This is a genomic window from Rhodospirillaceae bacterium (genome assembly GCA_002728255.1).
GTDB lineage: Bacteria > Pseudomonadota > Alphaproteobacteria > UBA7887 > UBA7887.
In genome coordinates this window covers 1-19,916 of sequence record PBWV01000022.1, presented here as the reverse complement: position 1 = coordinate 19,916, position 19,916 = coordinate 1, and the positions used below count along the sequence as shown (strand labels likewise).

Here is a 19,916-nt window from a genome sequence, read left to right as displayed (position 1 = left end):
AATTCTTGACTGGGTTAATCAAGAATCCTATATCCACGACTATACCTTCCTGAACTGGAGGCGAAACTTAGGCCGTTTTCTACCTCAGTCCCGCATCATATCACAATAAGCATCATGATTTTCAAGAATATGCGTAATCAAATTTCGGTAATTTTAGAGCATGATCCAGCNGCTCGATCTGCCCTTGAGGTAATTTTCTGCTACCCAGGATTCCACGCAATGGTTTTCTATAGCGCCGGCAATCGGGCTTGGAGAAACAACTTTAAGTGGCTAGGCAGGTTTATTTCACACTTGGGCAGGGTGTTAACAGGCATAGAAATTCATCCCGCCGCAATTATTGGGCAACGCCTATTCATTGACCACGGGATGGGAGTAGTCATTGGCGCCACTACAGAAATAGGAAATGACGTAACCCTGTACCAGGGTGTCACACTGGGTGGAACATCATTAGAGCGCGGCACGAAACGACATCCAACACTGGAAAACGGGGTAATCGTTGGTGCAGGAGCACAAGTTTTAGGGCCAATTACCATTGGAGAAAATGCCCGCATTGGCTCTAATGCCGTGGTCGTTGCCGATGTAGCAGCGGGAACGACAGTGGTCGGAGTACCGGCCAAAGCGGTTCGAGCAAAAACGCAGCCGAATCAGGCTGGTTTTCTTGCATATGGAACACCGGAAAATACCTCTGATCCAGTCGCACGAGCACTTGAAAAAATTCTTCAGCAAGTGCAGGAGCTAGATTCCCGAATCAAAATATTGGAGAAAAGGTCGGGCACTTCAGATTTCGGCAAAGACAAAGACCCTCACGGTCCCGAATCCTGATGCAAAGAGCCTTACAGACTGCTTCCCAATAAGGTGCTTTCCCAGTTTAAGGGTTGTAAAATCAAATGACTAGAAAGGTAAATACCAATCGCTATCTAGATTACAATGCAAGCGCACCCATGCGGCCCATTGTGATGAGAGCCATGCAAGAAGCGATGCACCTTGTAGGAAACCCTTCATCAGTCCACAAACATGGGCGGGAGGTCAGCAAGACCCTCACTGAAGCGCGGGATATCCTGATGGAAACCATTGGAGCCAAGAATAGTAGGGTCATATTTACTAGTGGAGGAACTGAATCCAATAACTTAGCATTACATGGACGCAGCATTGGGACTACCATGGTTTCGGACATCGAGCATGACTCAGTACTGTTTGCTGCAGACGACAAAAACCGGATTCCCGTGAATTCGGACGGGATCGTTGATCTAAAACGATTTGAAGAAATGTTGTCTCTACGGACTAGCCCTACACTGATTTCAGTTATGCTTGCCAATAACGAGACGGGCGTGATTCAGCCCCTTCATGAAATCACTTCCATAGCACACCATAACGGCTGCCTTGTCCACTGTGACGCGGTGCAAGCCCTTGGAAAGATGGATATCAATATGTCCCACTTAGGAGTGGATTTATTATCACTTTCAGCCCACAAAACCGGCGGTCCAAAGGGCATTGGCGCTCTAATCATAGCCGATGGAGTAAAACTTGGCCCGCAGCTAGTAGGAGGTGGTCAAGAATATACTCTCCGGCCCGGAACCGAGAACTTCGTTTCAATCTCGGGTTTTGCAGCAACCTTAGCCGATATCCAGGCACAACCAGAGGAAATTAGCCGGATTTCAAAAATGCGTTCAAGTTTGGAAAATAAACTAAGGCAGGCTTTCCCAGACGTCGAAATTTTTGGATGTAACGGTCCCCGCCTAATTAACACAACATGTATCCGAATGCGCGGTCTACCAGCCGAAACCCAAGTCATAGCACTGGATTTAGCTGGAATTTCAGTCAGCGCTGGGTCCGCTTGCAGCTCTGGAAAGGTAACACCCAGCCATGTACTAAAAGCTATGGGACTATCTTCTACTATTGCAAACGAAGCCATTCGAATTAGCATTGGATGGGCAACGACGGATGAGGATATTGAAAGTGCGACAAAAGCCTGGATAGCGCTTCAAGAGAAAGCATTATTGGGCGATTTTCTAGGGGAGCATCAAGACACATGATCACATACTCTGAAGAAGCAGAAACAGAAAAATTGAGTTTCCCAATCTACTTAGATAATCAATCCACAACTGCTACTGATCCCCAGGTTNTAGAAACCATGCTGCCATTTTTTAATGCCAAGCCTGGAAATCCTCATTCTGATGGACATCAATATGGTCGAGAAGCCATGGAAGCTGTGGAAATTGCTCGAGTAAAAGTTGCAGCCATTATAGCGGCCGATCCCCGTGAAGTAATTTTTACGTCAGGAGCCACCGAATCCAATAATTTAGCCCTGAAGGGGGCTGCAAGCTTCTATGGAAAAAAACGGAAAAGAATTATAACTGCACAAACCGAACACAAATGCGTAATAGAAACTTGCAAACGGCTCGAAGCCAGCGGATACGAAGTTATTTTTTTACCTGTCAAAGAAACTGGAATTCTGGATTTTGAAACCCTAAATGCCTCACTCAATGAGGATACTTTAATAGTTTCCATTATGGCTGCACACAATGAAATAGGCGTACTTCAGGAAATTGCTGCCATAGGCGAACTTTGTAAGACACGAGGAGCTCTATTTCATACAGATGCCGCACAGGCTATTGGTAAAATTCGGCTGAACGTACAGTCCATGAATATAGATTTACTGAGTATATCCGGCCACAAAATCTATGGACCCAAGGGCATTGGTGCACTTTACATACGTCGGCGACCACGAGTCAGAATAAACCCATTAATCGATGGTGGAGGACAGGAACGAGGTCTCAGATCTGGCACCTTGTCAACCCCACTTTGTGTGGGACTAGGCGAAGCATGTGACATAGCAAATCAAAATTTGGACCATGAGCCCGCGAGAATGCTAGAATTAAGACAGCGCCTTTACAAAGGTATAACGTCGGCCATCCCAACAACTCTTCTGCACGGCCATATGCAACAACGATTGCCAGGGAATCTTAATATCAGCTTCCCTGGTATAAGCAGTGACCAAATAATGTCAGCTATCCCCGAAATTGCATTCTCAAGTGGGTCCGCATGCACATCTAACTCCATCGAACCATCCTATGTTATAAAAGCCCTCGGCGCGCCTGATGACGCAGCTCAGGGTGCAATCCGTTTTGGTTTAGGCCGTTTTACCACCGCTGATGAAATTGATTACTCCGTCAAACGCATTACTTCAGTTATAACCTCTCTATCGGCTAAATAAGAAAGCACAATCTAGTCTTGTTCAAAAACCTTTCCACAAAGTATGCCTTATTCACAATGTCGACAAAAACAGACAATTAATCATGCCTAACATAACTTTTATCAATCCCGATGGTAAAGTGCTATCAGTGCGGGCGCCCATTGGATCAACTGTCCTAGAAGTTGCCCAAGATCATGGAATAAATTTGGAAGGCGCGTGTGAAGGTTCAATGGCATGCTCCACATGCCATGTTATAGTAGACCAAAGCTATGTTGGTCTTTTAAGATCCCCCACTGAAGATGAAAAAGATATTTTAGACCTAGCTTCAGAATTAACCAGCACTTCGCGCCTAGGATGTCAAATTGTAATAACGGAACATCTAGATGGATTAATTCTTCGCGTTCCCTCCGGACACCGAAATGCTCTTTTTGGATAACTTCATGTGTAACACACGATTGTGCTTAAGGCGACACCGTGCCTTAGTCGGGGTCAAACACGAGGAAATTTGTTAACGAATGGAAAATTCAATTTTCTATCAATTGCGCGAAAGTTCGGGAACAATTTGGAATGACTATATCAATCATCCATTTGTTAAAGACATAGGATATGGAACTCTAACTAAAGAGAGCTTCAAATATTATTTAATACAAGATTATCTCTTTCTTATTCAGTTTGGCCGTGCCTATGCATTAGCGGCCTATAAATCAGAAAGCCTGGAAGAGATGCGTTCCGCTGCCGCTGCCATGAACACTATTATAAATTTTGAAATACAGTTGCATGTTGAGTTTTGCGAGGGATGGGGAATTCCCTTAGACAAACTCACCAAAATACCTGAAGACCTTGCGACCACAGCCTATACTCGGTTTGTCCTGGACTGCGGAAACAGGGGGGACCTACTCGACCTAATGACGGCTCTTGCGCCATGCGTGGTAGGATACGCCGAAATTGGCCGCAACCTGGCTTCAATACCCTCATCTAAGACTGAAAACCCCTACAGCAATTGGATAAAAATGTATAGTGGAAACGAATACCAGGAAGCTTCCAAAGACGCTACGAATCAACTCGACATTCTTTATAGAAATCGCAGCAGCTCCGCGCGTTATAACTCACTTTGTTCTATTTTTAACCAAGCAACTAGAATGGAGATAAAATTTTGGGAAATGGCGTGGAACCATAAGGATTCAGCNGTTATAAACAAATTTGGAGATCCATNACCCTGTTGACCTTCGCAAAGACCCCCTAANCCTGGAACATTCAAAATAATTTTCTATGCAAATTTTATGAACAATAAAAAAAACAAAGTAGCGGTTGCGATGTCAGGAGGAGTTGATAGTTCAGTCGCTGCCGCCCTGATGGTCCAAGAAGGCTACGAGGTAATAGGACTTACCCTACAATTATATAATCACAACCACACAGAACCCCGAACTCGCACTTGCTGTGCAGGACAGGATATTTATGACGCAAGAAAGGTTGCAGATACGCTGGACATCCCCCATTACGTACTTGATTATGAGAAGAAATTTAAATCAGAGGTAATTGATGACTTTAAGAATTCCTACATTGCTGGAATTACCCCTATACCTTGCGTCCGCTGCAACGAACGAATTAAATTTCGTGACTTACTTAAAACCGCAAGAGAACTTGGGGCTGAATCTCTGGTGACGGGACACTATGTGCGTCAACTCCAATCCAAAAACGGCGTGGAACTGCATACTGCTGCCGACAAAGACAAAGACCAAAGTTATTTCCTATTTGCCACCACGTGTGAACAACTGCGCTACCTGAACTTCCCACTTGGAAACCTTTCAAAAACTGAAACACGCTTGATAGCNTCGAAGCATGGCCTGCCAGTAGCTGNGAAACCCGATAGCCAAGATATCTGTTTCGTACCCGATGGAGACTATGTTCGTACCTTGGAAATGTTGCAACCCAACGCAGGCGAACCCGGCAATATCATTCTAGAGGATGGAACAATAATTGGAACACATGAAGGAGTAATTCGATNTACAGTTGGTCAAAGAAAAGGCCTCCAAGTCCCTTGGAAAGAACCGCTTTATGTAGTCAAATTAGACCCAGGAAAGAAAAATGTAGTTGTTGGGCCACGATCTTCTCTGGAAAAGACCTCAACATTGTTGCAAAATGTGAACTGGCTTGACTCCTCCGCCGGAGAAGAGGGAGAATTGCACCTAAATGTCAAAGTTCGATCCAACTCACCAGGCGTGCCGGCAAAAATTAAGCCCCGTCTGCGCAATGGTGCCGAAATTATTTTCGAAGGGTCGCCGGGTGCGGTAGCTCCTGGTCAGGCAGCCGTCTTTTACAAAGGCACCCGTCTTGTAGGAGGAGGTTGGATTTGCAAATAAGTTAGAGAGCCCAGTAGCTAATTCCCTCTGGAATTTCTGCTTTGTTTACNACTGACTTGACATCTATCAAGACCCCCTTGGGTGCAAGAAATTTGCATAAATCGGCCACTGGCATAGCACGATATGGAGAGTGAGGAACGGCAAGAATTAGTCCGTCCAGGTTCTCAACGCTCGATAAAGCTGTCAAATCAATCTCGAATTTCTCCCGAACCTCCTCATGGTGGGCAAAGGGATCGTTTACGATAACCTCGGCACCCTGACGAACTAATGCTCGTGCTATATCCACAACCCTGCTGTTTCGAAGGTCGGAAACATCCTCCTTAAATGACAATCCAAAAATCCCGATCCGACATTCATCTACACACCTACCCCTATCTTCAAGTAAACTCACTAATTTACTGGCAACATGGGCGCCCATCGAATCATTGATCCGCCTTCCCGCAAGAATTACCTGTGGCACATATCCCAACTGCTGTGCNCGCGCTGTAAGATAATATGGATCTACTCCGATACAATGGCCACCCACGAGACCTGGACTAAATGGCATAAAGTTCCACTTGGTCTGTGCAGCCGCCAAGACATCGGCTGTCGCAATCCCTAATTTGTCACATATAACCGAAAGTTCATTCATTAGAGCCACATTCAAGTCTCTTTGAGTATTTTCTAGTACCTTAGCAGCTTCAGCCGTCTTAATATCTGGGGCAATATGCAGCCCGGCCTTGATTACCGGACCATACACCTCTGCCATACGATCCAGAGAATGCTGGTCCGTACTGGCCACAACTTTCGTTATATTGGAAAAATTATGTTCTTTATCCCCAGGATTTATTCTCTCCGGAGAATATCCAAGGGCGAAGTCTTTGCCGGCAATTAAGCCTGAAACATTTTGTAATATTGGCCCACAGACCTCTTCCGTAACACCTGGATATACGGTCGACTCCAATACAACTAGATCTCCCTCGGCAAGATAACTTCCAATAATTTTACAGGCGGCCGTAACGGGCCCTAAATCAGGTTCATGCTCCTCCGTTATCGGGGTTGGGACAGCAATCACATAAAAGCTAGCATCAGATAGTCGGTCCGAGTTAGACGTGAAAATCTTGCTATGCATCCTTAAAAGTTCTGGCGTTATATCGCCATTGCGATCAAAACCCTTCCGAAGCTCATCGATACGGGAGGTATTTATATCGTAAGCAATCACACTTTCGTGAAATTCAGCAAAAGCAGTTACAACAGGCAACCCAACATAGCCTAATCCAAGAACAGCGATTTTCTCCATGAGTCTAAGTTACCCTGAATCTGACCTTCCTTGAGGAGACTTAATGGAAGAATACCCTTAGAGCAAGTCAAGCGAAAGTGCCCTATTTTGGAGCGGGCCTTGACACCCCCNAAGACGGGTCTTATAGGCGAGGCAGTGGCGGAGTAGCTCAGTTGGTTAGAGCAGCGGAATCATAATCCGGAGGTCGGTGGTTCGAGTCCACTCTCCGCTACCATATTCCAGGAAATAGCACTACTTCCTAACTTCTCCCTCCGGAAACAGGCGGTTGAGAAGAAAAGTGGACCTCCGGGCTCTTTTAATTTATAAGTAGCGATATATATACGGCCGATAATCGGGTTTAATAATGCCTAAAATACGAATGGCTGACCAGGATAGGCGGCTCCATCTCTTATGGTTTAAGAAGATGAAGCTAACGTTTGGGTTATGCCTTTTAATCCTCATAAGCGCCTGCCAAAGTGGTCCTGGACTACTGACACAAAACTCGTCGAATGAGAAAGGCTCAAAAACTCCAACAACAGCTTTTCAACTATTCACAGACATCCCCATACCTGTAGGAACTAATTTTGATGTTCAAAACTCGCTTATTCTTGGAAGTGGCGAAGGATGGACGGGCAGACTGATAGTTACGCTTTCTAAAAACCCGGCGGACGCATTTGCGGTCTATACCGTCGAGATGCCAGAGTTTGGTTGGAAGCCGATAGCCAGTGTCCAATCAGAAACCAGCGTATTAACATTTACTCGCGGAGATCGGGCTGCCACCATTGAAATTGAGGCGAGAGCTATCACTGGCTCGTTGGTGCGCATAACCATGACACCTCACAGCACCACAGGCCTATCAAACTAAAGAGAATAACTTTTCCTTTTGGTGCTCTTTTGCTTTTTTAGCCCTACGCATACCCGGATGCATTTCCAGATTACCCCTCTCTTAAGTTCTATACTTGGCCGGCATTTGTGGATTTTTTGCTGGATTTGTATCGTATTTTGATATCCCCAAAATGAATTCACTGCTTTTAAGAGACTTGAGGTCGCGTTCTAAAGGCTCAGCTAAAGCAGCTGAGTAAACCTGCTCCTCTAAAACATACACTGTAAAAGACCTTAAATACTTGGATTTTTTCTCAACATCCTCGATGGTATCTTTAGTCCACTGATATAGAGCATAATTTTCCCGCCCTTCTCTTTCAGCTTCAGACACATATTCAGAAAACGCATCAAATTGGCATTTGAGTGTTGCTCCGTGTTTATCCAAGATAAAATTCAACTCTGAAAATTTTGGACCCGTGGGAGCTTCTCTAATCTCTTTTGCAGCGTTATCTGTTAAACTTAACCGAATTTGGTACTTCCACTCAGTAGCCATTTCTATCGCTCTCAAAAAAAACAACCCGAAGCATGCTAATTGCCGGAAATTCTCCAGCAACACAATAGAAGAATCACAATGCTACAAATTCTTTCGGGGACTTAGACCGCCCTCATGCCTAGCCTATCATTCACTAATACCATAGACCAAATTTGGCAGACAAATCACGAACATACATTAATTTCTTTTTATTTCCTTATATTTACAATAATACCTTGCATATTAGAACAAAACGAGTACATTTCTTTCCATTGAATTGCCTCAGAGCCTATGAAATAAGAAGGAAACTAACCCGATGTCTGATCCATCATTACGCGTTGTTGACCCAGAAAAAATGGATAAAGAAAAAGCAATTGATGCCGCCCTGAGCCAGATTGAGCGAGCGTTTGGCAAAGGCTCAATCATGAAACTCGGACAAGATGAACAGGTGGTTGAGACTGAGGTAATTCCGACTGGCTCAATCGAACTCGATATAGCACTAGGTATAGGAGGATTACCTCGTGGCCGGATTGTTGAAATTTATGGTCCAGAAAGCTCTGGGAAAACTACCCTGGCACTCCATGTAGTAGCCGAAGCACAGAAAAGAGGAGGGGCATGTGCATTTGTTGACGCTGAACACGCACTTGACCCGGTCTATGCCAGGAAGCTCAATGTAGATACAGATGAGTTACTGATATCCCAACCTGACGCCGGCGAACAGGCACTTGAAATCGCTGATACTTTAGTAAGATCAGGGGCCATAGATGTTTTGGTCGTAGATAGTGTGGCTGCGCTAGTTCCAAAAGCGGAATTAGAAGGTGAGATGGGTGATCATCATGTGGGGTTACAAGCTCGTCTAATGAGCCAGGCCCTGCGTAAGCTGACTGGTTCAATAGCAAAATCCCGCTGCACTCTTATTTTTATAAACCAAATACGCATGAAAATTGGGGTGATGTATGGCAACCCAGAAACCACCACAGGCGGCAATGCCCTTAAATTCTATTCGTCTGTTCGTTTAGACATAAGAAGAATCGGAGCCATAAAAGATAGAGACGAAATTGTTGGGAATCATACAAGAGTGAAAGTTGTCAAGAATAAGTTAGCTCCACGATTTAAGACCGTTGAATTTGATATCATGTATGGCGAAGGTATTTCAAAAGTTGGTGAACTCTTAGACATAGGCGCCAAGAATGGATCTATAGAAAAATCTGGATCATGGTACTCCTATAAAGACCAGAGGATAGGACAGGGCCGAGAAAATGCTAAGCAGTACCTATTGGAACATCCTGAGGTATCCGCCGAAATAGAAGCTAACGTCCGTATTAGTGCGGGCCTAGGAGATAGTAGAGCAGCAATCGAAGAAGTGGATGAAAAAACTATCGAAACTAAAGCATCAAAAGGCTGAATATATGTGGGCCAGAACAACAGGAAAATAGCTCGTTCACCCATCAATTTATAACTGGGATGTTGGAGGAGCATTTCTCCTCAACAAAGGGTAAATTGTAAATAATCTAAGACTGAAATTAGCTGACACCCATCACCTCGCCTAGACACCGCTCCTCTCAACAGTTAAATATAGTCTCTGTTGACATATAGAACGCTATATTAAAGGCCTGCACGGCACCAAGTTCGTCTCTGGCCAACCACCAAGATTCGGACGGGAGGCGGGTGTAAATTATGCCAAGTACAAAAGATATACGGTCTACTTTTTTGAATTTCTTTGAAGAAAACGGCCATACGATTCTCCCGTCTAGCCCCTTAGTCCCCCACAATGATCCAACACTTCTCTTCACTAATGCGGGAATGGTTCAATTTAAAAATATCTTCACAGGGACCGAGGAGCGGATAACATCCCGGGCCGCCACCAGCCAAAAATGTGTCCGAGCAGGAGGTAAGCATAACGATTTAGATAATGTCGGCTACACGGCACGCCACCATACATTCTTTGAAATGCTGGGTAATTTTTCTTTCGGGGATTACTTTAAGGAGCACGCTATCCTACTCGCCTGGCAATTAGTTAACGGGATATTTGAACTACCGGCTGATCGCCTACTAGTTACCATTTATCATACAGATGATGAGGCCTTTAATCTCTGGAGAACAATCTCAGGATTACCCGCAGAACGAATTATTCGAATAGATACCAATGACAATTTCTGGGCCATGGGAGACACTGGCCCATGTGGCCCATGCTCGGAAATTTTTTATGATCATGGTGATCATATACCTGGGGGACCTCCCGGAAGCCCCGACCAAGATGGCGATAGGTTCGTAGAAATCTGGAACCTAGTTTTCATGCAATTTGATCAGAAGTCCGATGGGAAACGCACTAATTTACCAAACCCTGCCATCGATACTGGTATGGGGCTGGAAAGAATAGCTGCCATACTGCAAGGGGTCCACGATAACTATGAAACTGACCTATTTCGGAGCTTGATTAATGAATCGAAGGAAAAAAGCTCAACACAGGGCCTGAACAGCTTTTCTGCATCCCATAGGATAATTGCAGACCACCTCCGGGCTGCGAGCTTTCTCATAGCAGATGGTGTCATGCCGTCTAATGAAGGAAGGGGATATGTGCTGAGGCGAATAATGCGGAGAGCAATGCGGCACGCCCACCTAATGGACGTACCTGAACCGCTCATGTGGAAATTAGTGCCCACCCTTGTTCAAGAAATGTCGGAGGCGTTTCCAGAACTTCTTCGGGCCCAGTCGCTCATTTCAGAGACACTTAAGCTTGAAGAAACCCGTTTCAGAGAGACTTTAGGAAAAGGTATGCGCCTACTGGAAGAAGCAACAAGCAAACTCCGTTCCGACCAAGAACTTCCGGGCGAAGTTGCTTTCCAACTTTACGATACCTATGGTTTCCCTTTAGATTTAACGGAGGATGTCCTTCGGCAACAGGGCCGCACAGTCGATCGCGTAGAGTTTGATAAGGCAATGGACCAACAACGCGCACTTGCCAAAAGCAATTGGTCAGGATCCGGTGACCAAGCAACGGAGCAAATGTGGTTTGACTTGAAACAGGCGCATGGAGCCACTGAATTTCTGGGCTATACAACTACTTCGGCAGAAGCGACTGTACTTGCCGTAATTTCAAACCAAAATATTGTCGAAGCAGCAAAAGCCGGAGCGCCCGCCATGGTTTTGGTCAATCAAACACCTTTCTATGGGGAATCTGGTGGACAGGTTGGAGATATAGGAACCATATCAGACCAATACGGACTCCATATTGATGTCACTAAAACCGTGAGAAAGGCCGACGACCTAATAATACATATAGGGACTATCAAAACAGGCACTTTAGCTCCTGGCAACATTATCGATCTGCAGGTGAACTCTGAAAAAAGAAATGCTGCTCGACGGAATCACTCGGCAACACACCTTTTACACACTGCTCTGAGAAACCATCTTGGAGATCATGTGTCTCAAAAGGGTTCACTAGTAAGTCCTGAACGATTGAGATTTGACCTTAGCCACCCAAAACCCATTACCCCCGATGAGTTGCAGGAAATACAACTAGAGATCAATACCGAGATTCTGCGAAATAGTCCTATTCAGACACTTTTGATGACACCTGCCCAAGCAATTTCTGGCGGTGCCTTGGCCCTATTTGGTGAAAAATACGGTGCAGAAGTTAGAGTAGTAACAATTGGGCACGAGGACGAGGACCATTATTCAAGAGAGCTTTGTGGCGGGACCCACGTTGAACGTACAGGCGATATTGGATCCCTGTTTATTTTTAATGAAACAGCTGTGGGATCCGGCATACGAAGAATCGAAGCCGTTACGGGGCTAGAGGCTATAGAGCTGTTTCAACAAAAAGACGCACTACTGCGGCGCACCGCTGACGCACTGCGTGTCGGCACGGCTGATATTGATGAACGGGTCCACACATTACTCGACGAAAAACGAAAACTAGAGAAAAACTTAGCCGTCGCCAGGCAAGCTGGCCTGGGAAGTGGGTCTGGACGCAATTCAGAAAGTAAGCCCAAACGGATCGGTGACACTGATTTTTTAGCACAACAAATTGACGGAATTCCTCCGAAAGAGCTACGAGGACTTGCAGATCAGATGAAGAAAAGAATAGGGTCGGGCATAATCGTCCTTTTATCTGTCACTGATGGAAAAGTTGGGCTAGTTATCGGTGTCACAGAAGATCTTACGGGACGTTACGATGCGGTAGAGTTTGTTCGGAAGGGCGCTGCCATTCTTGGAGGTAAAGGGGGTGGTGGGAGGCGAGATTTAGCTCAGGCGGGGGGGCCCAATGTCGACGCAACTGGCAAGACACTGGAAGCCCTGGAAGATCTGCTAAAAACTCTCTAAACGAATTGGCAGAAATTCCACTATCTTCGCTAAGTCAATTTATTCCGAAGTCTATCGTCTAAGGCATCCAAAAATTGACTTGTAGATAGCCACTCCTGGCTAGGTCCAACAAGTAAGGCTAAATCCTTTGTCATTAAGCCTGATTCTACAGTTTGCACACAGACCTCCTCTAGTGTATTTGCAAAATGCTGAACTGGTGGCGTTTCATCAAATCGACCCCTGTGATAGAGTCCTCTCGTCCAGGCAAAAATAGACGCAATTGGATTGGTAGAAGTCTCTCTACCCGCTTGGTGTTCTCTAAAATGTCGGGTTACAGTCCCATGAGCCGCCTCCGCCTCTATAATATTTCCGTCTGGTGTCATTAACACAGAAGTCATTAGTCCCAGTGATCCGAACCCCTGGGCTACAGTATCCGACTGCACATCGCCATCATAATTTTTGCAAGCCCAGACAAAACCTCCCTCCCACTTGAGGGCAGCGGCTACCATATCATCTATCAACCTATGCTCATAAGTGAGACCTTGTTCATCAAAATGGTCTTTAAATTCTTCCTCATAGACTTGTTCAAAGATGTCTCTGAATCGCCCATCATACACCTTAAGAATTGTGTTTTTCGTGGACATGTATACGGGCCACCCTAACTCAAGGCCATAATTCAGAGAGGCACGGGCAAACCCTCGGATGGACTCGTCTAGGTTGTACATCGCCATAGCAATACCTTTTCCCTCAAAATCAAAGACCTCATGCTCCATTACTTCGCCTCCATCGGCTGGCTCATATCGCATAACCACTTTACCAGGCCCGGGAATAGGGATATCAGTTGCCCTATACTGATCGCCAAAGGCGTGACGACCGATAACGATAGGTTTCTTCCAACCGGGAACAAGACGAGGAATATTAGAACACAGTATTGGCTGTCTAAATACCGTCCCTCCAAGAATATTTCGTATGGTACCATTTGGGGATCGATACATACGCTTTAAGCCAAACTCCTCAACCCGAACCTCATCCGGCGTAATAGTGGCACATTTAATCCCTACCCGATGCTCCTTAATTGCCTTTGCCGCAGCTACAGTAACCTGGTCATCTGTCGCATCTCTCTCACCAATACCAAGATCAAAATACTTAATATCAATATCTAAATATGGAAGAATTAACTTCTCCTTAATAAACTTCCAAATTACGCGCGTCATCTCATCGCCATCCACTTCAACGACTGGATTAAGCACTTTAATTTTCTGCATGTGTCACACTTCTCCTTACAACCAAACTCAATCCGCCGCGGCAGGTCGAGAAAAATTCCCACTATAGCTTTTAGAGGAGCTTCTCCTATGTCCCTGACGCCATTGCCAACATCTCACCAGCAACATAGGGTACCTGATTATCCCTAAACACAAATTCTCATAACAACAAATCTAGCATTTGGCCAGGATCCTCCGCAACTGAGTATAGATCTTTGCACTCCAGATCGGAAAATCCTTCTCTACTAGTGTTTGAGAGAAACTCGCAAAATGATGACCAATACCCATCAGCGTCCAGCAAACAAATAGGTTTTTGATGAAGGCCAAGATGAGCCCAATTTATTATCTCCACAGCCTCATCTAAAGTTCCCAAGCCCCCCGGTAACACAGCAAAGGCATCTGCTGAATCATACATTAACTTCTTCCGCTCGTGCATATCTTTTACAATGGTGAGGTTCGTCAACCCCTTATGAACTACCTCTGGACGACAGAGAAAGTTCGGGATAACCCCCAATACATCCCCGTTGTTCTCAAGGACACTATTGGCCAAGATCCCCATTAACCCCACACGTCCGCCTCCATAGACCAAGCCCACCCCACGGCACGCCAGAGACTTTCCTAGTTCTCTGGCAAGGGAGCCATAGGATTCCCTGCCGCCGTCACGCGAACCACAAAACACTCCAAGCCTTTTCAACAAGGTCCTCCCAAAAGTTTTTAGTGGGTATGATCTAATGGTAACCTATACATTTTATAGTACAGTTAGTCTCAGCAAGGGTTGAATTTCTATAGAGGAAGGTACCGCATTCATTGACAACAAAACATTGTTATAATGGCTGAAACATGTTGACAGCACTTTATCATCCCCTCGCACAAAGCGTAGCACTTCCCTTTCTAGGCATATTATTGATGGCACCTCTCGCCCTAAAACTACCCAACCAAACTTGGAGAAATGCCAATATCGCGGTCGTCGTAGGATTAGGAATCCTAGGAAGTTACCTATTAACATTCGACTTTCCGCCCTTCCCCCCCAGGACGAGCAACCAAAAATTCTTTTTCCTAGTCATAGCGTTTACAATAGCTGGCATCATCGGCGATTCCCTACCCCTTAAATCAGCGAAGCCTCTATTCCAACTAGTTGGGACAGTAAGTGTATGCCTGCTCGCTATGCCAGGAGTCCTAAAAGAACCCATCACTCTCATACCAATGACCCTCGGCGTATTTCTACTCTGGCACATAGCCACGTCCAAGCTGGCACACCTAGCGTACGAGCAAAAATCTGGCTTGTGGTACTGTGTTTTTATCGCCATGACCGTATCACTATTGGCTGGCACCAACGGATCGCTTTCTATTGCCCAACAATCGCTGGCAATCGGGTCTTGCGCAGCAGCACTTTTGATTTACTCAGGTGTGCTGGGACAAATTCGCCCAACCTGGATATTACTTTACGTCTTTTTCGGGCCAATATTACTACTTGTGAGCCAAATATTACTATATGAAGCCACCTGGCGATTCTCGGTATTACCGGCATTTGCGATTCTATTTGCAGACAACCTGTTCTCCAAATTATTGGGAAATAATTACCTAAAAACAAATACTTATAGGATAGTACTTCTAGTTATATGTTTAGGGAATCTGATCCTATGCTATTTATTGTCATTCCTATTAGGTCAACTTCAAGATCCTTATTACTAAGGCTCAACAACGCCGATTGCACCTTCCTTCAACTCAGGATAAATTAGTAGCCGTGTCAGATTCAGAAACTAAACTACCGGAAAGTACCGGGGGGCCAGGCCCCCAAGGTATAACCGCTATCCAAAAGGGAATAGCGGTAGGCTTGTTGCTGCTGTTAGGAGCTGGATGGCTCTTTCTTCATAATCGGCCAACGCCAATTGAACCCACATCGGAAGAAAGAGCAGCAATTCCGCCAAACAGACCGGTGGAATCTGATATTTCGCCCACTGAACGAAATCAAGAAGACTCAACAACTACCACGCGACTGAGCCAGAGCGAGACACAAGATAGCAGCGTGGCAGTGATAGAACGAGCCGAGGAGCTCAATGACGAAACGACCATACCCAGCTTCGATGTTGTAACTATCAATCCTAATGGCCAAGCCGTTCTTGCCGGCCAGGCAGAGCCAGGAGCTACAGTAAAGATCAGGGTAAACGGAAAAATAATTGGCACGACGACTGCTGACGCAAATGGCGAATGGGTCTTCGTACCCGAAGACAGTCTTGCTGAGGGGGTGCAAGAAATTGATCTCGTAGCCGAAACCTCATCGGGAGAAGATGTTCATTCTACGAAGGTAATAGTAGCAATTGTTCCTGAAAAAGTTACATTAGCTGAAGACAGTGCAGAAAATGAAGCAGCCACTCCGGTAGCTGTTCTGATGGCCCGTGATGGACAAGGCCCCGACCAAATTCTTCAGGGCAAGAAAATAGCTGAGGGACTAACAGCGGAACGAGCGTTGACACTAGACATCCTTAACTACGACGCAAGGGGTCAAATTGATTTCTCAGGTCAGGGGTTGCCCGATAGAGAAATTCGTGCCTACATTAATAATCAACTAATTGGTATAGCAAAAGTCAATCCAGACGGCACTTGGCAACTCACCCCTGAAGATCAAATAGAGGCCGGCTTATATAATCTTCGGATCGACCAAGTTGACCTTGCAGGCAACGTTATATCCCGTTTAGAAAGCCCTTTTTCTATGGCTTCCTTCGAAAAACCAAGCGAAGGAGAGGGACTGGTAGTGGTCCAACCTGGAAACAGTTTATGGCGCATAGCGCGGCGCCTTTATGGCCAGGGAATTCGCTACACAACAATTTTTGTGGCAAACCAAGACCAAATCAGAGATCCAGCCCTAATTTATCCTGGACAGATTTTTATCGTCCCGGGGGAAGGGTAAGGCTAGTGGAACCAGGTTACAAGCACACTCAACAGCAGCAGGTCTCTCAGGATCAGCCACCGATACGACGATAAATAAACTCGGGAGCCTCATTCTCTGCCTCCTGTACGGGCATCTCTAATACATCGCGATGAGGCGAAAATTGGCAGGCAGGGTCTGTGTTTGCAGCGTCCCCAGTAAGGGCAAACGCCTGACAACGGCAGCCACCCCAATCAATCTCCCGTCGCTCGCAGGATTGGCATGGTTCAGGCATCCAACTGGTTCCTCTATATAAATTAAATGCCTCTGACTTTTCCCAAATCCAGGCAAGGTCTTTCTCCTTAACAGAATCAAATGTTAGCCCATCAATGGACTCCGCTGCATGGCAAGGAAGGACCTTACCTGCTGGAGATATATTTAAGAATTGCCGTCCCCACCCACCCATACAGGACTTAGGTCTTCGTGCGTAGTAATCTGGAACCACATAATCAATGGCTAGTATTCCCTTTAAGCGAACACGTGCCGCTTCAACCTCGGCCGTTGCCACATCAAGCTGGTTTCTGGTCGGAAGAAAAGCCGCTCTATTCTTAAGCGCCCAACCATAGTATTGAACTTGTGCCACCTCAAGGCGTTCCGCCCCTAGGTCGACGGCCATCTCGATCATATCAGGCAACTGGTGCAAGTTCTGCCGATGCATTACGGCATTTACAGTGAGGGGCATTTCTAATTCCCTAACCCAGTGGGCCACGACACGCTTTTTCTCATGCCCCTTGAAACCAGCCACTCGGTCGGCAATCTCAGGCGTCGTACCTTGAAAACTAATTTGCACATGATCCAACCCTAAATCCCGCAGACCCTCAAGCCGATCCCGATCTAGCAGCACGGCAGAGGTTATTAAGTTACTATACAGACCCACCTCTGCCGCCTTCTCCACCAAAATCTCCAGATCCTTCCGGACGGTTGGCTCCCCACCAGAAAAATGTACGTGCAGGATCCCCATATCGGCGGCCTGTTCTATCACTCGGGTCCAATCTTCGGTACTTAATTCATTGCTGGCTTTTTCTAACGCCAATGGGTTTGAGCAATACGGACACTGAAGTGGACAACGATGCGATAACTCTGCCAAAACAGCATAGGGGACTACACGGTCAACAGACTTGTTCCCTCCATTAACTCCATCCATATTTTTCCCCTCACTCATGAAACGACAAAGCCTTTATCTGCCAAATTTTGCAGCATCCCAACCACATCGTTCATGATTACTTCCCGTTCTACTTGATCAAATTTAAGACACAATTCATTTACTACATCCGTCACCGTTCTCTCGCCATCACAACGAGAGATAACTTCATAAGCAATCTCATCCAGCTCAAATACGCGCTCCGGTGCCAAAATAATCCATTTGTCACGAGCCTTATCAAAACGGAGTTTCGCGTGCCGAGGTAGTTTCAAAATAATCTCGCTCGAGACAATGGTTCTCTCAGTCATCAGCTTCACTCACTAAGCGGGAATAAATGCCCCAGGGGGTATGTTGGCAGGCTCCACATAAGCCCCAAATAAAGCATCCAATTGGGCCCACAACACGTCCGTCTTAAACCTTACAGCGTTGAGGACGGACTCTTGCAGAGCTCGTGTTTTCGCCTCCCGTATTACAAAATCACGACCAAATTGTGCATCTTTTGGGGCCTCGGATAGTCTTTTCCTGAAATAGGCCAGCGCATTCTCGTCGGCCCAGTCATAATGCTTACTCAGACCTGATATCCTTGCCTTGTGGATAGCTGGAGCAAACAACTCGGTCAGTGAAGATGCAATCATTTCCAGCTCTGATCGAGTAGATACAAAATTCACATAGGCGTCCACCGCGAAACGCGTTGCCGGCAAAATCCCTACTGTGGATACTACATACTCTCTGTCCAGACCTAGAGCATCCGTGAGTTGAAGATAGCGAGCGATACCGCCATCCTCAACCTCATAGCCATCGTGATCCAGTACCCGGCTTCGCCAAGCGCACCTAAGATCTGGCGACGTCAGCCTGGCCATAAGGGTCAAGTCCTTTCGAGGAATGCTAGCCTGATAGTAATACCGGTTCAAAGCCCATGCTTGCACCTGTCCATGATTCAATTGCCCAGAGTGTAATAATTCATGGAAAGGGTGGAGGCTATGATAGCGCTCCTGACCCACCTTCTCTAGCGCAGCTCTAAATTGACTCGTGCTTAAAACACTATGATCCTCGACTTCAATATCATACCACTGCGTAGCCTGAATGGCTCCACTTGGTGGCTTCGCTAGGGTCATAATTTAATCTCCATACCATCAAATGACACCTCCCACCCCTCCTTAGTAACTAAATCTCTCTCGGAGCTATCGTCAAGTAACACGGGATTGGTGGTGTTAATATGTATAAATACTTTTCTTTTGATTCCTAACGACCTCAGGGCCGCAACAGAACCTTCTTCCCCAGAAATGCTCATATGGCCCATCCTCTTCCCGGTTTTGATGCCTACATTATCCCGGATCATCTCATCATCACGCCATAGGGTCCCATCAAAAAAAACAAGGTCAGCACCCTGAATCCTTTCTGATAGCTCTGTTGTCATCCTTGCACAGGCTGGGATATAGAAAAACCTTCCACCTTCCTGCGAACTCACCTCTAAGGCAATGGTGTCCTCGCCGACTGCAGCAAGGTCCAATTTTTCCTTCTCGTCTTCCAGCCACAGAGCAACCTTACCAGGAACCGAAAAAGGAGTAACCGTCAGGCCACTCACGCCACCATCCGTTAAGACCATCTCAATCGGCTCTTCTAGGGTTATTGGGCAACGATCGACAAATTTAGGATTCAAGACATTAAAAACTGTATTTGCTTCGAGAACCTGCAGGACTTTTCCAGTCCCATATAACGTGAATGGTTGCGACTCTCTTAAATTTAATAAGCCGGCAATGTGATCCACATCGGCATTGGTCAAAATAATACCCTGTATTGGACTATCTCGCAGCCCTTCCCGCGGATGCAATATCTCATTATCATTAATTTGCTGTCGCAGGTCAGGCGAAGCATTGAACAAAAACCAATTTTTATCATCCACACTGACCGCTACCGAAGACTGAGTCCTAGGCGTCGAAGCAGTATCTTCGCTTCGAGCCCGCTGGCTATTAGGATGATTACAGTTCCACTGAGGATAGCCACCCCCGGCGGCCGCACCAAGCACTTTAATTCTCATGGATATATCTCCAGAAAACAGCTAGGGCAAGCCGCCAAAGGATGACCGGTTATCGATCAATCACTGATCGGGCCTATAG

19 protein-coding genes and 1 tRNA gene are annotated in these 19,916 nt (G+C 46.0%); 12 read left to right on the top strand and 8 right to left on the bottom strand.

Annotation, left to right across the window (positions count from 1 at the left end):
* The first annotated feature begins 114 nt into the window (after positions 1 to 114).
* The 6 genes from cysE to CMM32_06220 all read left to right on the top strand — a co-directional run bounded on the left by cysE (position 115) and on the right by CMM32_06220 (position 5,553).
* Complete coding sequence (cysE, locus tag CMM32_06245) at positions 115 to 822, top strand: serine O-acetyltransferase (GenBank protein ID MBT06500.1); 708 nt, start codon at positions 115 to 117, stop codon at positions 820 to 822.
* Positions 823 to 887: 65 nt separating this feature from the next.
* Positions 888 to 2,033 (top strand): cysteine desulfurase, encoded by a 1,146-nt coding sequence (locus tag CMM32_06240; GenBank protein MBT06499.1) that lies wholly within the window; start codon positions 888 to 890, stop codon positions 2,031 to 2,033.
* Entirely contained in the window at positions 2,030 to 3,214 is a 1,185-nt protein-coding gene (locus CMM32_06235; GenBank protein MBT06498.1) for an IscS subfamily cysteine desulfurase, read from the top strand. The genes CMM32_06240 and CMM32_06235 overlap by 4 nt, the downstream gene beginning before the upstream one ends.
* Before the next feature lie 82 nt (positions 3,215 to 3,296).
* On the top strand, positions 3,297 to 3,629 hold the full coding sequence (locus tag CMM32_06230; GenBank protein ID MBT06497.1) for a 2Fe-2S ferredoxin: 333 nt from the start codon (positions 3,297 to 3,299) through the stop codon (positions 3,627 to 3,629).
* Positions 3,630 to 3,708: 79 nt separating this feature from the next.
* Complete coding sequence (tenA, locus tag CMM32_06225) at positions 3,709 to 4,416, top strand: thiaminase II (protein MBT06496.1); 708 nt, start codon at positions 3,709 to 3,711, stop codon at positions 4,414 to 4,416.
* 57 nt (positions 4,417 to 4,473) lie between these two features.
* The gene (locus tag CMM32_06220; protein MBT06495.1) at positions 4,474 to 5,553 is read left to right on the top strand and encodes a tRNA 2-thiouridine(34) synthase MnmA; all 1,080 of its coding nucleotides are present in this window, start codon (positions 4,474 to 4,476) and stop codon (positions 5,551 to 5,553) included.
* A gap of 1 nt (position 5,554) precedes the next feature.
* On the opposite strand, the gene CMM32_06215 is transcribed toward CMM32_06220, so the two are convergent.
* Positions 5,555 to 6,832: a UDP-N-acetyl-D-galactosamine dehydrogenase gene (locus CMM32_06215; GenBank protein ID MBT06494.1), complete on the bottom strand. Its 1,278-nt coding sequence runs from the start codon at positions 6,830 to 6,832 to the stop codon at positions 5,555 to 5,557.
* A gap of 137 nt (positions 6,833 to 6,969) precedes the next feature.
* Between CMM32_06215 and CMM32_06210 the strand changes: the two genes are divergently transcribed.
* Both CMM32_06210 and CMM32_06205 read left to right on the top strand, forming a co-directional pair.
* Positions 6,970 to 7,046, top strand: a tRNA-Met gene (locus tag CMM32_06210).
* 129 nt (positions 7,047 to 7,175) lie between these two features.
* Entirely contained in the window at positions 7,176 to 7,676 is a 501-nt protein-coding gene (locus tag CMM32_06205) for a hypothetical protein (GenBank protein ID MBT06493.1), read from the top strand.
* An 81-nt stretch (positions 7,677 to 7,757) separates the two neighbouring features.
* Here CMM32_06205 and CMM32_06200 read toward each other — a convergent pair whose 3' ends face one another.
* On the bottom strand, positions 7,758 to 8,186 hold the full coding sequence (locus tag CMM32_06200) for a hypothetical protein (protein MBT06492.1): 429 nt from the start codon (positions 8,184 to 8,186) through the stop codon (positions 7,758 to 7,760).
* Between the two features lie 295 nt (positions 8,187 to 8,481).
* Between CMM32_06200 and recA the strand changes: the two genes are divergently transcribed.
* A complete protein-coding gene (gene recA / locus CMM32_06195) occupies positions 8,482 to 9,570 on the top strand; it encodes a recombinase RecA (GenBank protein ID MBT06491.1) in 1,089 nt (362 codons plus the stop codon).
* A 272-nt stretch (positions 9,571 to 9,842) separates the two neighbouring features.
* Entirely contained in the window at positions 9,843 to 12,491 is a 2,649-nt protein-coding gene (locus CMM32_06190) for an alanine--tRNA ligase (protein ID MBT06490.1), read from the top strand.
* A 29-nt stretch (positions 12,492 to 12,520) separates the two neighbouring features.
* On the opposite strand, the gene CMM32_06185 is transcribed toward CMM32_06190, so the two are convergent.
* Both CMM32_06185 and CMM32_06180 read right to left on the bottom strand, forming a co-directional pair.
* Complete coding sequence (locus tag CMM32_06185) at positions 12,521 to 13,735, bottom strand: isocitrate dehydrogenase (NADP(+)) (protein ID MBT06489.1); 1,215 nt, start codon at positions 13,733 to 13,735, stop codon at positions 12,521 to 12,523.
* Between the two features lie 157 nt (positions 13,736 to 13,892).
* Positions 13,893 to 14,426, bottom strand: coding sequence for a TIGR00730 family Rossman fold protein (locus tag CMM32_06180; GenBank protein ID MBT06488.1), 534 nt, complete (start codon positions 14,424 to 14,426; stop codon positions 13,893 to 13,895).
* A gap of 146 nt (positions 14,427 to 14,572) precedes the next feature.
* On the opposite strand from CMM32_06180, the gene CMM32_06175 reads away from it, so the two are divergent.
* Positions 14,573 to 15,424, top strand: a complete 852-nt coding sequence (locus tag CMM32_06175) for a hypothetical protein (GenBank protein ID MBT06487.1) — start codon at positions 14,573 to 14,575, stop codon at positions 15,422 to 15,424.
* Positions 15,425 to 15,476: 52 nt separating this feature from the next.
* Positions 15,477 to 16,640 carry a hypothetical protein gene (locus tag CMM32_06170; protein ID MBT06486.1) on the top strand — a complete coding sequence of 388 codons (1,164 nt, stop codon included), beginning with the start codon at positions 15,477 to 15,479 and terminating at the stop codon, positions 16,638 to 16,640.
* 52 nt (positions 16,641 to 16,692) lie between these two features.
* On the opposite strand, the gene CMM32_06165 is transcribed toward CMM32_06170, so the two are convergent.
* Genes CMM32_06165 through CMM32_06150 form a run of 4 tightly spaced genes read right to left on the bottom strand, consistent with a single transcriptional unit; the run spans position 16,693 to position 19,837 of the window.
* A complete protein-coding gene (locus CMM32_06165) occupies positions 16,693 to 17,820 on the bottom strand; it encodes a pyrroloquinoline quinone biosynthesis protein PqqE (GenBank protein MBT06485.1) in 1,128 nt (375 codons plus the stop codon).
* Entirely contained in the window at positions 17,817 to 18,107 is a 291-nt protein-coding gene (gene pqqD / locus CMM32_06160; protein MBT06484.1) for a pyrroloquinoline quinone biosynthesis peptide chaperone PqqD, read from the bottom strand. The genes CMM32_06165 and pqqD overlap by 4 nt, the downstream gene beginning before the upstream one ends.
* 12 nt (positions 18,108 to 18,119) lie before the next feature.
* Positions 18,120 to 18,914, bottom strand: a complete 795-nt coding sequence (locus CMM32_06155; GenBank protein ID MBT06483.1) for a pyrroloquinoline quinone biosynthesis protein C — start codon at positions 18,912 to 18,914, stop codon at positions 18,120 to 18,122.
* Complete coding sequence (locus CMM32_06150; protein ID MBT06482.1) at positions 18,911 to 19,837, bottom strand: pyrroloquinoline quinone biosynthesis protein PqqB; 927 nt, start codon at positions 19,835 to 19,837, stop codon at positions 18,911 to 18,913. Before CMM32_06150 ends, CMM32_06155 begins: the two co-directional genes overlap by 4 nt.
* Positions 19,838 to 19,916: the final 79 nt, after the last annotated feature.

Coding starts and splice junctions, on each gene's coding strand:
- CMM32_06240 (MBT06499.1), top strand. CDS start 888: ATGACTAGAAAGGTAAATACCAATCGCTATCTAGATTACAATGCAAGC.
- CMM32_06230 (MBT06497.1), top strand. CDS start 3,297: ATGCCTAACATAACTTTTATCAATCCCGATGGTAAAGTGCTATCAGTG.
- CMM32_06205 (MBT06493.1), top strand. CDS start 7,176: ATGCCTAAAATACGAATGGCTGACCAGGATAGGCGGCTCCATCTCTTA.
- CMM32_06200 (MBT06492.1), bottom strand. CDS start 8,186: ATGGCTACTGAGTGGAAGTACCAAATTCGGTTAAGTTTAACAGATAAC.
- recA (MBT06491.1), top strand. CDS start 8,482: ATGTCTGATCCATCATTACGCGTTGTTGACCCAGAAAAAATGGATAAA.
- CMM32_06190 (MBT06490.1), top strand. CDS start 9,843: ATGCCAAGTACAAAAGATATACGGTCTACTTTTTTGAATTTCTTTGAA.
- CMM32_06185 (MBT06489.1), bottom strand. CDS start 13,735: ATGCAGAAAATTAAAGTGCTTAATCCAGTCGTTGAAGTGGATGGCGAT.
- CMM32_06175 (MBT06487.1), top strand. CDS start 14,573: ATGTTGACAGCACTTTATCATCCCCTCGCACAAAGCGTAGCACTTCCC.
- CMM32_06165 (MBT06485.1), bottom strand. CDS start 17,820: ATGAGTGAGGGGAAAAATATGGATGGAGTTAATGGAGGGAACAAGTCT.
- pqqD (MBT06484.1), bottom strand. CDS start 18,107: ATGACTGAGAGAACCATTGTCTCGAGCGAGATTATTTTGAAACTACCT.
- CMM32_06155 (MBT06483.1), bottom strand. CDS start 18,914: ATGACCCTAGCGAAGCCACCAAGTGGAGCCATTCAGGCTACGCAGTGG.
- CMM32_06150 (MBT06482.1), bottom strand. CDS start 19,837: ATGAGAATTAAAGTGCTTGGTGCGGCCGCCGGGGGTGGCTATCCTCAG.